Genomic DNA, 13446 nt, shown 5'->3' on the forward strand with positions numbered 1-13446 from the left:
ATGCAACGCTAGAGCCGGATGATTTTAGGTCGAGTCGACCTAAGACCTGTCGTCCGAAATCCCATGACGCTTTTCGGCATCACGCTCTAACCACTCAAGTTGATAGCGGAGATATTGGTGGCGCCGTGGCTTGCGCCTTCGGCGACCATTTCGCATGCAGCTTGGCAAGCATCAGGTAGATGATCGGCGTAGTATAGAGCGTCAGCACCTGCGACACGACGAGGCCGCCGACGATGGTGATCCCGAGCGGGCGTCGCAGCTCCGAACCGGGGCCGGTGGCGATGATCAGCGGGATGGCGCCCATCAATGCTGCCAGCGTCGTCATCAGGATCGGCCGGAAACGCTTCAGGCACGCCTGATAAATGGCCTCTTCCGAAGACAGGCCGAGTATGCGCTCGCCCTGCAGCGCGAAGTCCACCATCATGATGCCGTTCTTCTTGACGATGCCGATCAGCAGGATGATGCCGATGAAGGCGATGATCGTCAGCTCGGTACCGCTGATCGCAAGCGCCAGCAGCGCGCCGAGGCCGGCGGACGGCAGCGTCGAGATGATCGTCAGCGGATGCGCCAGGCTCTCATAGAGGATGCCGAGGACGATATAGACCGTCAGCAGTGCCGCCAGCAGCAAGAGCGGCTGGCTGCCGGAAGATTGGGTGACGCTCGCCGCATCGCCGGCGAAATCCGCATGCAGCGTGTCGGGCAGGTGCATGTCCAGCACAGCCTTCTGGATGGCATCGTTGGCGACCTGCAGCGGCGTGTTGAGCGCCAGATTGTAGGAGATGGTGACGGAGGGATATTGACCCTGGTGATTGACCACCAGCGGCGCCAGCGTGCGGTCGATCGACGCCACTGCGCTCAACGGCACCTGCGTACCGCCGGAGGCGGGCACGTAGAGCTTCGAAATGTCATGCGGATCGAGCGCATAGTTCGGGTCCGCCTCCAGCACGACGCGATACTGGTTGCGCTGCGTGTAGATCGTCGAGATCTGCCGCTGCGCGAAGGCATTGTTGAGCGCGGAATCGATAGACTGGATGTTGACGCCGAGCTGGGAGGCAAGACTGCGGTCGATATTGACGGTCGCCTGCAGGCCATTGGGCTGCCTGTCGGTCGCGACATCGGTCAATCCCGGCAGGGCCTGCATCCGCTCCAGCACCTTGGGCGCCCATTCCACCAGCTCATCGTAATTCGCACCCCAGAGCGTGAACTGATACTGCGATTGCGACTGGCGCGCACCGGCGCGGATATCGCCCGGCGAAAACAGGAAAGTGCTGAGGCCGGGAACAGCCATCAGCTGCTTGCGCAGCCTGTCTATGACCTCGGCCGTTGGCGCACGCTCTGATTCCGGCTTCAGCGAGATGAAAAGCTGGCCACGATTGATGGAGCTGGAAAAGCCGCCACCGCCGACGGAAGAGCCAATACCGGAAACGGCGGGATCCTTCGAAGCGATATCCGCCGCCTCCTGCTGCAGCTTGACCATGGCGGGATAGGAAATATCGGTCGCAGCCTGCGTTCCGCCCTGGATGAAGCCGGTATCGTCCTGCGGGATGAAGCCCTTCGGAACCTTGACATAGAGATAGCCGGACATGACCACGCAAGCGATGATGACGACCACGGAAAGGAAACGGTGGTGCAGCACCGCCCGTAGCGTCCGGCCATAAAAGCCGGTAATCGCACCCAGTGTGCCCTCGACGATGCGGCCGAACAGGCCAGGCCGGGCATCGATATCGTGCTGGCGCAGGCGATGGCCGCAGATCATCGGCGTCAGCGTCAGGGACACGAGCGTCGAAACGACGATGGTAAAGCCGAGCGTCAGCGAGAAGGTCTGGAAGAAGCGGCCTACGATGCCGCCCATGAAAAATAGTGGAATGAAGGCGGCAAGCAACGACAGGCTGATCGAGATGACGGTAAAGCCGATCTGCTTGGCGCCTTCGAGCGCTGCCCGCATCGGCTTCATGCCCGTTTCCAAATTGGCATAGATATTCTCGATCATGACGATGGCATCGTCGACGACGAAGCCGACGGATACGGCAAGCGCCATCAGCGAGAGATTGTCGATCGACAGCCCGAAGAGCCACATCGCGGCAAAAGTGCCGGCGAGCGATAGCGGCACAGTGACGCCGGCAGCGACTGTGGGGGTAGTGCGCCGCAGGAACACGAAGACGACGGCCATGACCAGACAAATGGTGGCAAGCAGCGTCCACTGCATGTCGTTGACGCTGGCATGGATCGTCGTGGTGCGATCGGAAAGGATCGAGATATTCACACCGGCGGGAATGAGCCGCTGCAGTTCGGGGATCAGCTGCTTGACGCCATCGACGGTGGCGATGACGTTCGCATCCGCCTGCTTGGTGATGTTGAGCAGCACGGCCGGCTTGCCGTCATACCAGGCATCCGAGCGGCTGTTGCGCACCCCAGGCTCGACGGTGGCGATGTCGGAGAGGCGAACGGCAGTGCCATCCCCGCTCTGTACGATGATCCGTCCGAAGGCTTCCGGCGTCTTCAACTGGCTGTTGACGGCGACGGAGAAAGCTCCGCCGGCACCGTCGATCGAACCGAAAGGCCCGAGCACATTGGCATTGACGATTGCCGTGCGAACGGCATCGAGCGACAGGCCCATCGCCGAAAGCCGGTCCGGATCCAGCCGGACGCGGATGGCGGGCTGGTCGGCGCCGCTCACGGTCACCCCGCCGACGCCATCGACCTGCGAGATGCGCTGCACCACAACTGTATCCGCCGCATCATAAATAGCGCTCGGAGAGACATTGTCTGAGGTTAGCGCCAGAATAAGAACCGGGGCCGCCGCCGGGTTGATCTTGCGGAAGGACGGGAGAGTGGGCAGATCGCCGGGCAGGTCCGTCGCAGCCGCGTTCAACGCCGCCTGCACATCCTGCGCCGCACCATCCACGCTACGCGAGAGATCGAACTGGACGATGATCGTGCTCGAGCCGAGCGAGCTGACAGACGTCAATTGCGTAACGCCGGCAATGGTCCCGAGATGACGCTCCAGTGGGGCGGCCACGCTCGCCGCCATACTGGCCGGATCGGCCCCTGGGCGGCTTGAGGAAACGACGATTGTGGGAAGATCGACGGTCGGCAGGCTCGCGACCGGCAGGAAGCGATAGGCAACGATGCCGAGGATCATCAGCCCGATCGCCAGAAGCGTCGTCCCGACAGGGCGTTTGATAAACGGCTCGGAGATGTTCATCTCTCGCCACCCGCCAATTCGTTCATCTCGGCGCTCGGCATGCCACTAGTGCGGCCGACGATCTTGGCGCGCAGGCGCTCGAAGGCGAGATAGATCACCGGCGTCGTATAGAGCGTCAGGAGTTGTGACAACACGAGACCGCCGATGATGGTGATGCCAAGCGGAATACGCAGCTCGGCGCCCGTGCCCTGCGCCAGTGCCAGCGGCAGCGCGCCGAAGAGTGCTGCGAGCGTGGTCATCATGATCGGCCGGAAACGCAGGATCGAGGCTTTCAGAATGGCCTCGCGCGGCTCCAGGCCTTCCTTGCGCTCCGCCTCCAACGCGAAGTCGATCATCATGATCGCATTCTTCTTGACGATACCCATCAGGAGCACGATGCCGATGAGCGCGATAATCGACAGATCCTGCCCGAACAGCATCAGCGCCAGCAGCGCGCCGACACCGGCCGAAGGCAGCGTCGACAGGATCGTCACCGGATGCACGGCGCTCTCATAGAGCAGGCCGAGCACGATATAGATCGTCACGACCGCTGCCAGGATCAACCAGGGTTCACCCGCAAGCGAGGATGCAAATTCTTCGGCATCGCCCGAATATTTGCGCTGGATATTATCGGGCATCTCGATATCTCGCTCCGCCGCCTTGATCTCGGCGACGGCATCGCTGAGCGAGGCACCCTTGGCGAGATCGAAGCTGAGCGTCACGGCCGGGAACTGCTCATCATGGCTGATGACCAGTGGCGCGGTCGTGAAACTCGCAGTGGTGAAGGCGTTGAGCGGCACCTGCGTATCGCTGGCGCCGGCGACATAGAGTTTGTCGAGCGATTTCGGATCCGACTGATATTGCGGTGCAGCCTCCAGAATGACGCGATACTGATTGGCCTGGCCGTAGATTGTCGCGATCTGCCGCTGGCCGAAGGCATCATTCAAAGTATCGCTGACAGCCTGCATCGATACACCGAGCCGCGAAGCAGTCTCGCGATTGACATCGACGAAGATGCGCCCGCCGCCCATCTCCACTTCGGAGGCGACATCCGTCAGCTTCGGGCTTTCCTGCAGCCGCTGGACAAGCTTCTGCGCCCAGTCGACCACCGTATTCGTGTCCGTGCCCGTCAGGGTATATTGGTAGGGCGCACGGCTGGCCCTTGTGCTGATCGAGATGTCGCGCACGCTCTGGAAGGTGACGTGGATGCCGGGCAAGCCCGTCACCTCGCCGCGCATCCTCTCGATGATCTTATCGGCGGACGCGTTACGCTCACTCCGCGGCTTCAGCACGAGACTGAGATTGCCGGTGTTGAGCGTCAGATTGCTCGCGCTGGCGCCTATGACGGCAACGACGCCAGCAACATCCGGATCCTTGCGCAGCCGGTCGGTCACATCAGCCTGGATCTGCTTCATGGTTTCGAAGGAGGTCGTCGGCTCGGCTTCGATGACGGCGGTGATGAGGCCCGTGTCCTGCGCCGGCAGAAAGCCCTTGGGGATGACGACATAAAGCGCGACCGTCGCAGCCAGCGTCGCCACCGTCACCAGCAGCATCAGACGGCTGCGATCCACGGCCCAGACAAGGCTGCGCCGATAGCCTTCAACCATCCAGTCGGTGAAACGGTCGGCACCGGCCAGAAAGCCGCCCTGATGCTCTTTTGGCTTGCGCAGGATGCGCGCGCACATCATCGGCGTGAGCGTCAGCGAGACCACGGCCGATACGACGACGGCAATGGTGAGCGTCAGCGCGAATTCGCGGAACATGCGCCCGACGATGCCAGTCATGAACAGCAGCGGAATGAAGACCGCAACCAGCGAGACGGTCAGCGAAATGATCGTGAAGCCGATTTCGCCGGCACCCTTCAGCGCCGCCTGCATCGGATTTTCGCCCTCTTCGATATGGCGCGCGATGTTCTCGATCATCACGATGGCGTCGTCGACGACGAAGCCGGTGCCGATGGTCAGTGCCATCAGCGAGAGATTGTCGAGACTGAAGCCGGCGAACCACATGACGCCGAAAGTGGCAATCAGCGACAGCGGCAGCGCGACGCCGGCAATGAAGGTCGCCGTCATCGTCCGCAGGAAGAGCAGGACGACGAGGATGACGAGACCGATACTGATGACCAGCGTCCATTGCACATCATGGATCGAAGCGCGGATGGTCTCGGTGCGATCATTGACGATATCAAGGGAGACGCCGGCCGGCATCGCCTGCTTCAGCTTCGGGATCTGCTTCAGCACATTCTCGACCGTCTGGATGACGTTGGCGCCTGGCTGACGCATGATATCGAGAATGACGGCGGGCTGGCCCTGATACCAGGCGCCGACACGGTTGTTTTCCAGTCCTTCGACGACGGTTGCGACGTCCTTCAATTGCACCGGCGCGCTGTTGCGGTAGGCAACGATGACCGATTTATAGACGTTCGGATCGACGATCTGGTCGTTGGCGGCAAGCGTGAAGCTTTGCTGCGTGCCGTCGAGCGAACCCTTCGCACCGGCAACGCTGGCATTGGTGATCGCCGTACGGATGTCCTCCAGGGCAAGTCCATAGGAGGCAAGACGCGGCAGATCCGCCTGGATGCGGATGGCAGGCTTGACGCCGCCCTGGATATTGACGTCGCCGACCCCCGACACTTCGCTCAGGCGCTGCGCCATCATGGTATCGGCAAAATCGCTGAGCTCGCGGATCGAATAGCTGTTGGAGCGCAGCGCCAGCGTCACGATCGGCGTATCGGCCGGGTTCACTTTCGAATAGGTCGGAGGATAGGGAAGCGTGCGCGGCAGGGTCGAGCCGGCGGCATTGATGGCCGCCTGCACATCCTGCGCCGCGCCATCGATATCGCGGCCAAGATCGAATTGCAGCGTGATCTGGCTGATGCCGAAGGCGCTTGATGAGGTCATCGAAGCCAGCGATGGGATCTGGCCGAGCGGCCGCTCCAGCGGCGCCGTCACCAGCGCCGCCATCGTATCGGGATCGGCTCCCGGAAGCTGCGTCGTCACCTGGATCGTCGGAAAATCCACCTGCGGCAGCGGCGCGACCGGCAGGAAGAGAAAGCCGAGAATGCCGCCCAACAGCACCGCCACCCCGAGAAGCGAGGTGGCGATCGGCCTGGATATAAAGAGCGACGAGACGTTCATTGTTGCTGCGTCGGCGTAGCGGAGGAATTGTTGGAGGCCGAGCCGCCGCCCGTATCCGCACCCTGTTCGCCATCGGCGGCTGGCTGACCATCCTGGCCGCGATGGCCACTATGACCGCCGGCACCGCCCTGCCCACCTTGACCACCCTGGCCATTGTGGCGGCGATGCGGACGTTCGCCCGCATTTGCGGTGCCTGGAGCAGCATTCTGTTGGTCGTTCTCCGCAACAGGCTGCCCGTTATTGTCGGTTGACGGAGCAGCCGGCGACGCCTGATCCGGATTGGCCGAAATCTGCACCTTCGACCCATTCTGAAGCCGCGCGAAACCGGTCGTCACCACTTTGTCGCCAGGCGTCACGCCATCGGCGATGACCGCAAGCGTATCGTCCTGCTGGCGCACCTTCACCGGCTTCATCGCAACAGTCTGATCCTGGCCGATGATATAGACGAAGGTGCCGTTCGGTCCGCGCTGCACGGCGCCGCTCGGAATGACGGTAACGCCCTTCAGCGTCTCCACAAGCAGGCGGGCATTGACGAAGGCGCCGGGCCACAGCGCCAACTTGTCGTTGGGGAAATTCGCCTTCAGCTTGACCGTGCCGGTGGTGGGATCGACCTGATTGTCGACCACTCCAAGCGAACCATTGTCGACTACCGTCTCGCCATCATTGCCCAAAGCCTGAACGGAAAGCGTTCCGGCCGCACTTGCCGCATTGACGCGGGCAAGCTGTTGCTGCGGAATGGAAAACAGCACGGAGATCGGCTTGATCTGCGAGAGCGTTACGATGCCGGTCGCATCCGAGGAGCTGACGAGATTGCCGACATCGACGTTGCGGATGCCGGTGCGCCCATCGAAGGCTGCCCTGATCGTCGTATAATCGAGCGTTGCCTGCGCGCTCTCGATGGCAGCCACATCCGCCTGGACCTGTGCGGTATATTGCGCCACCAGCGAAGTCTGCGTATCGACCTGTTGCTGCGTACCGGATGCGCTCTTCACCATCATCTGGTAGCGGGCTAGATCGCGTTGCGCACCCGCGAGCAAAGCTTCGTCCTGCGCCTTCTTGGCAATCGCCTGATCGAGCTGTGCCTTATAGACGGAATCGTCGATGCGGGCGATGACGTCGCCCTTCTTGATGTCCTGGCCCTCGACGAAATTGATTTCGACAATTCGTCCGCTGACCTGCGGGCGCACTGTCACTGTATTCAGCGCCTTCACCGACCCAACGCCGTTGATGTAGACGGGGACATCGGCGGTCGTCGCATCGGCAGCAAGTACGGGAACCGGTCCGCCGAACTGCGACATGCCGCGCCGTCTGCCGCTGCCGCCGCCCTGCCCCTGGCCGCCGCGGCGCTCACCCTGGGCTTGCTCGGCTGGCGCAGCCGCGCTCTGATAGCCGAGCAGCTTCTCTGCCGGCCCAAGCCAACGATCGCGGGTCGCATAGGCGCCGTACCCAACCGCGCCAATCACAGCCAACCACACGACGACCCGAAACGTCCGAGCCATTCACGCACCTTCCTTCAAAGCTCGGGGTGATCGACGATCCCCCGATATTCATGGCGCGACCTTAGCTTGCATCGTGCCGCTTAGGAATTTGGTATGGCCATTAAATTTTGTCCATTTTAGCGCCACTTAGCGTAACAAACTGTAACATTGGACGAAAAACTAGGGTTGTGGTTGCAAGGTGGATGCGTCTACCCGCACAAGCCGCTGCAGCGCCTCAAAGCACGCCCCAGCCACGGTAGCGACCACGGCCTGTCATCTCGCGCAGGCCGAGTTCGGCCACCAGATTGAGCGCACCTCTGGAGGTGACGCCGACATGACGCGCGATCATCTTCGCCGAAACGATGGGCCGCGACAGCACGATATCGATGACTTCGGGCAAGCTGCTGTTGGACCGCCGATCCTTGAGCCGGAGCTCCATCTGCAGCCGGGCAAGCGAAAGGCGATCGAGCTCCTTCAGACCTGAATCGGCCGAAAGTGCCATGGCTTCGAGAAAGGCTGTCAGCCGCGTGGTGCGATCTGGCGCACGCCGGCGGTCGTGACGGACGGCTTTCAGGCCGACATTCAGGCAAAAGAGATGGGATGTGACCTTGCCCCGGCTGCGCAGATAGGCGCTGACCAGCAAGCCGCCAAGCCAATGCTGCCGCCGCAGTGGCTCTATTCGCTCCCAGGCATCGAAAAGCACCGCCGCACCAAGAGCGGGCGGCAGCAGGTCCGCCTCGCGAATGACAGCGCGCCAGCTCTCCAGCCGCTCATCCTCATCCCAATCCTCATCACGGATGAGTGCAAGGGGGTCGTCAACATCAACGGTCGGCTGCCGAGCTTCCGGAACGCCGCCATTCAGGATCTTGTCGGATCGGGCGAGGATCGCGTCGATCTCGGCGAAATCAACGCCGAAATCGTCTTCCTCATCCACCGGCTCGTCCGGCTCCATGGCCGGGGCAGGCGTCGAACGCGGCGCAATGATGTCTTCGGTTTCGCCGACGTCACCGCGCAGGACGGCAAGACCCGCCGCCTCCAGGCCCCAGGAAGGATCGGCGGTCCAAAGGCGGCGCCTGCTGCGCAGCACCGCATGGGCGATGGTCAACTCGTGCGTCGGTGTGCGCGTATCCATGCGCGCATCATGCAGGACGAGATCCTCCACATGCACGAGTTCGCCGCCGACCCAGAGCGCACCAGCGGCATCGAAAAAGTGCCCCCGCTCGCGAAAACCATCCGCCACCGCATGCCTCAAGACACGCTCATCCAGCCGCGCCAACATATCCTCCGCCTTGACGATGGCAGGCAGAAGCGTGGCAAGTGGCAGCGTGGTCAGATCATATCGCATTGGAATCACATCATTGCATCGATCTAACGGAACTTATCATCGCCGTCCGCGGCGAGATAGGAAGGCAACCCTGTGAACTGTGGATGGCAATCACTATTTTCCGTCTTGACCTTCCAGCGATGGGAAGGTTCATAAGGCTTTCCGACGCCCTTTCGGGCAAAGGAGTATGACATGGTACAGCACAACGAGCACGATCACGGCCATCATGGCCACGGTCATCACCATCATCATGATGCCGACATTCAGGATGTGGTGATCCGCGATCCCGTCTGCGGCATGACCGTCGATCCCGATGCTGGCAAGCCATCGCTGGATTATCGCGGCCGTACTTTCCACTTCTGCAGTGACGGCTGCCGTGCAAGGTTCCAGGCTGCACCGGAAAACTACCTCACGGCGAAAGACCCGGTCTGCGGCATGCCGGTGGACCGTGCCACCGCCCGCCACTTCCTGAAGCACGGGGGCGAAAAATTCTATTTCTGCTCGGCCAGTTGCAAGGCAAAGTTCGAGGCAAATCCAGCCTCCTATCTCGACGGTAACAAGCCCGCATCAAAACCGGTGCCGAAGGGTACGCTCTATACCTGCCCGATGCACCCCGAGGTCATCAGCGACCATCCCGGCGACTGCCCGAAATGCGGCATGGCGCTGGAGCCGATGGGTGTTCCCGCCGCCGATCATGGCCCAAACCCGGAACTTACAGATTTCACTCGCCGGTTCTGGATCAGCGCTGCCCTATCGCTGCCGCTGCTTGTCATCAGCATGGGCCCGATGATCGGCTTGCCCCTTCGCGACTGGATCGGCGAACCTCTTGCCACATGGGTCGAACTTCTGCTCGCGACGCCGGTCGTGCTCTGGGCGGCGCTGCCCTTCTTCCGCCGCGCCTGGAATTCGCTCGTCAACCGCAGCCCCAATATGTGGACGCTGATCGGCCTCGGCGTCGGCACCGCCTATGTCTACAGCGTCATCGCCACACTCGCCCCCGGCCTGTTTCCCATGAGCTTCCGAGGCCATGGTGAGAGCGTGCCCGTCTATTTCGAGGCAGCTTCCGTCATCGTCGCATTGGTCTTCGTCGGCCAGGTACTCGAGCTGAAGGCCCGCGAACGCACCGGCTCGGCCATCCGCGCGCTTCTCGATCTCGCCCCGAAAACGGCACGGCGCATCGGCGCCGATGGCAGCGAAACCGATGTGCCTGTCGATGAGATCCAAGCCGGCGACCGGGTGCGTGTGCGCCCGGGCGAACGCGTGCCCGTGGATGGTTCCGTCATCGAGGGACAATCGACCATCGATGAATCGATGATCACGGGCGAGCCCCTGCCCGTCGAAAAGGCCAAGGGCGACGCCGTGACCGGCGGCACAATCAACAAAAACGGCGCGCTCATCATGCAAGCCGAAAAGGTCGGCGCTGAGACCACCCTCTCACGCATCGTCGAGCTTGTCGCCAAGGCGCAACGCTCGCGCGCCCCGATCCAGACGATGGTCGATCGCGTCTCCGCCGTCTTCGTGCCGGCTGTGGTCGCGGCCGCCATTATCGCCTTCGTCGTCTGGGCCTTTGTCGGGCCGGAGCCGAGGCTGGCGCATGCGCTGCTTGCCGCCGTTGCGGTGCTCATCATCGCCTGCCCCTGTGCGCTGGGGCTGGCAACGCCCATGTCGATCATGATCGCCACGGGCCGAGGCGCACAGGAGGGCGTACTGGTGCGCGATGCCGAGGCGCTGGAACGCTTCGCCAAGGTGGACACGCTGATCGTCGACAAGACAGGCACGCTGACCGAGGGCAAGCCGAATCTGACCGACATCGTCCCCGCGACAGGCACAGACGAGGCCCGCCTGCTCTCGCTTGCTGCCAGCCTGGAGCGCGGCTCCGAACACCCGCTCGCCGAAGCGATCGTTGCCGGCGCCGAGGAACGCGGTGCCCGCTTTGTGGAGATCTCCGGCTTTGCGGCGGTGACGGGCAAAGGCGTCGAAGGCAGCGCCGGCGACACCGCGATCGCGCTCGGAAATGCCGCTATGATGGCCAATCTTGACGTTTCGACCGACGATTTGAAGGCCGAGACCGAGCGCCTGCGCGGCGAAGGCAAGACCGTCATGTTCGTCGCCATCGACAGGAAGCTGGCCGGCCTCGTCGCCGTCGCCGACCGGATCAAGCCGACCACGGCCGCCGCCATCAAGGCGCTGCATGAGAGCGGCCTGATCATCGTCATGGCAACCGGCGACAACGGCAAGACCGCCGCTGCCGTCGCGAAGCAGCTCGGCATCGACGAAGTGCGCGCCGATATGCTGCCGGAGGGCAAGAAGGCGCTCATCGACGAGCTGCGGGCCAAAGGCCGTGTCATCGCCATGGCCGGCGATGGCGTCAACGACGCACCCGCACTGGCCGCCGCGGATGTCGGCATCGCCATGGGCACGGGCGCCGATGTCGCCATGGAAAGCGCCGGGATCACTCTGGTGAAGGGCGATCTCAACGGCATCGTGCGGGCGCGCCACCTGTCGGAAGCGACCATCCGCAACATCAAGCAGAACCTTGCCTTCGCCTTCGGCTACAATGCGCTCGGCGTGCCGCTGGCAGCCGGCGTGCTCTATCCGGTCTTCGGCCTGCTTCTGTCGCCGATGATCGCTGCCGCCGCGATGAGCCTGTCCTCGGTCTCGGTGATCGCCAACGCGCTGCGACTGCGGCTGGCGAAATGAGGACATCGACCGCGTTTGTTCGCCTTCTCCGCACCCACGCGGTCCCTCACCCCTGCCCTCTCCCCGCCAGCGGGAGGACAATCGCATATGACCCGAAGTTGTTGTCGCGTCCCCTTCTCCCCTTGGGGAGAAGGAGCTTAGGATGCTCATCCGCACCATATGCGATACCCCTGCCGCCAGTGGGGAGAGGGGGCTTTGATCTAATAGCCTACGATCTGCCTGCAAATTCGCCGTCTGGCGCGGTCGTCCCTTCTCCCCGCCAAGCGGGGAGAAGGCTAGGATGAAGGGCATACTCGCAGGCGCGGCATCGGCAGATGCACCTGACTTGCCCGAATTTGCTTACCCAACCCGCTCCACAGCAATCGCCGTTGCCTCGCCGCCGCCGATGCAAAGGGCTGCGACGCCCTTCCTTGCACCCTGACGCTCGAGCGCATGCAGCAGCGTCACTATGAGACGCGCACCGGTGGCACCGATGGGATGGCCGAGCGCGCAGGCGCCGCCGTTGACATTGAGGCGGTCACGGGCAATGCCGAGCTCCTTGGCGGCCGCCATGGCGACGACGGCGAAGGCCTCGTTGATCTCGAAGAGATCGACATCGCCGATCTTCCATCCAGTCTTATCGAGCAGCTTGCGGATCGCCGGGATCGGCGCGGTGGTGTACCAGGCCGGCTCCTGGGAATGCGTCGCATGCGCCTTGATCTCGGCAAGAATCGGCAATCCCTCGCGCTCGGCAACCGAGCGGCGTGTCAGGATAAGCGCGGCCGCACCATCGGCATTGGCTGAGGCGCTGGCCGCCGTAATCGTGCCATCCTTGCGGAAGGCGGGCTTCAGTGTCGGGATTTTTTCCGGCGAGACCTTTTGCGGATGCTCGTCCTTGGCAATGGTAATGGGACCGCCTTTCGCCATCACCGAAACCGGCGTGATTTCGGCTTCGAAGGCGCCGTTCTCCGTTGCGGCACGGGCGCGCGATAAGGTCTCGACCGCGTAAGCATCCTGATCGTCGCGGCTGAACTGATAGGCCTCAACCGCCAGCTCGCCGAAATCGCCCATGGAACGCCCCTTCTCATAGGCGTCCTCGAGCCCGTCGAGCATCATGTGATCGAAGATGCGGTCATGGCCCATGCGATAACCGCCGCGAGCCTTGGCCAGCAGATAGGGCGCATTCGACATGGATTCCATGCCGCCGGCAACGGCGATCGAGGCCGAACCAGCGAGAAGTAGGTCATGCGCCAGCATGGTCGCTTTCATGCCGGAACCGCAAACCTTGTTGATCGTGGTGGCGCCGACGGCATCGGGCAGGCCAGCCCCGCGCGCAGCCTGCCGGGCCGGCGCCTGTCCCTGCCCCGCAGGCAGAACGCAGCCAAACAGAACTTCATCCACTTTCTCCGCCGAAAGTCCGGCGCGCTCCAGCGCAGCACGGATGACATGCGCGCCAAGCTCGTGCGCCTGCAAGGGCAAGAGATCTCCCTGGAAACGGCCAAGGGGCGTGCGGGTAGCGGAAACGATGACGATGGGATCGGTAGCGGACATGACATCTCCTCACGGATAGCAAACCATATCTTCGGACCATTCCTATCACGTTAGATGATGATCGTCATCTAAATATCGCAGAAAATAGGATAC

The 13446-nt window shown here is 62.7% G+C and carries 6 protein-coding genes; 1 reads left to right on the plus strand and 5 read right to left on the minus strand.

Features of this window, described 5'->3' with window-relative positions:
• Nucleotides 1-94: 94 nt before the first annotated feature.
• The 4 genes from AC13RC_RS26395 to AC13RC_RS26410 all read right to left on the minus strand — a co-directional run bounded on the left by AC13RC_RS26395 (nucleotide 95) and on the right by AC13RC_RS26410 (nucleotide 9144).
• On the minus strand, nucleotides 95-3205 hold the full coding sequence (locus AC13RC_RS26395) for an efflux RND transporter permease subunit (RefSeq protein ID WP_488559011.1): 3111 nt from the start codon (nucleotides 3203-3205) through the stop codon (nucleotides 95-97).
• Nucleotides 3202-6321: an efflux RND transporter permease subunit gene (locus AC13RC_RS26400; protein WP_488559012.1), complete on the minus strand. Its 3120-nt coding sequence runs from the start codon at nucleotides 6319-6321 to the stop codon at nucleotides 3202-3204. The genes AC13RC_RS26395 and AC13RC_RS26400 overlap by 4 nt, the downstream gene beginning before the upstream one ends.
• Nucleotides 6318-7820, minus strand: a complete 1503-nt coding sequence (locus AC13RC_RS26405) for an efflux RND transporter periplasmic adaptor subunit (protein WP_488559013.1) — start codon at nucleotides 7818-7820, stop codon at nucleotides 6318-6320. The genes AC13RC_RS26400 and AC13RC_RS26405 overlap by 4 nt, the downstream gene beginning before the upstream one ends.
• Nucleotides 7821-8034: 214 nt before the next feature.
• Nucleotides 8035-9144 (minus strand): RHE_PE00001 family protein, encoded by a 1110-nt coding sequence (locus tag AC13RC_RS26410; protein WP_488559014.1) that lies wholly within the window; start codon nucleotides 9142-9144, stop codon nucleotides 8035-8037.
• 171 nt (nucleotides 9145-9315) lie between these two features.
• On the opposite strand from AC13RC_RS26410, the gene AC13RC_RS26415 reads away from it, so the two are divergent.
• Nucleotides 9316-11823: a heavy metal translocating P-type ATPase gene (locus AC13RC_RS26415; RefSeq protein WP_488559015.1), complete on the plus strand. Its 2508-nt coding sequence runs from the start codon at nucleotides 9316-9318 to the stop codon at nucleotides 11821-11823.
• 339 nt (nucleotides 11824-12162) lie between these two features.
• Here AC13RC_RS26415 and AC13RC_RS26420 read toward each other — a convergent pair whose 3' ends face one another.
• Nucleotides 12163-13353, minus strand: coding sequence for an acetyl-CoA C-acyltransferase (locus tag AC13RC_RS26420; protein WP_488559016.1), 1191 nt, complete (start codon nucleotides 13351-13353; stop codon nucleotides 12163-12165).
• Between the last annotated feature and the right edge of the window lie 93 nt (nucleotides 13354-13446).

This window comes from Martinezella sp. CNPSo 3890 (assembly GCF_057784455.1).

What these genes read in the sequence shown, in the direction of transcription:
- AC13RC_RS26415 (WP_488559015.1), top strand. Translation starts at nt 9,316, where the DNA reads ATGGTACAGCACAACGAGCACGATCACGGCCATCATGGCCACGGTCAT.
- AC13RC_RS26400 (WP_488559012.1), bottom strand. Translation starts at nt 6,321, where the DNA reads ATGAACGTCTCGTCGCTCTTTATATCCAGGCCGATCGCCACCTCGCTT.
- AC13RC_RS26405 (WP_488559013.1), bottom strand. Translation starts at nt 7,820, where the DNA reads ATGGCTCGGACGTTTCGGGTCGTCGTGTGGTTGGCTGTGATTGGCGCG.
- AC13RC_RS26420 (WP_488559016.1), bottom strand. Translation starts at nt 13,353, where the DNA reads ATGTCCGCTACCGATCCCATCGTCATCGTTTCCGCTACCCGCACGCCC.
- AC13RC_RS26395 (WP_488559011.1), bottom strand. Translation starts at nt 3,205, where the DNA reads ATGAACATCTCCGAGCCGTTTATCAAACGCCCTGTCGGGACGACGCTT.
- AC13RC_RS26410 (WP_488559014.1), bottom strand. Translation starts at nt 9,144, where the DNA reads ATGCGATATGATCTGACCACGCTGCCACTTGCCACGCTTCTGCCTGCC.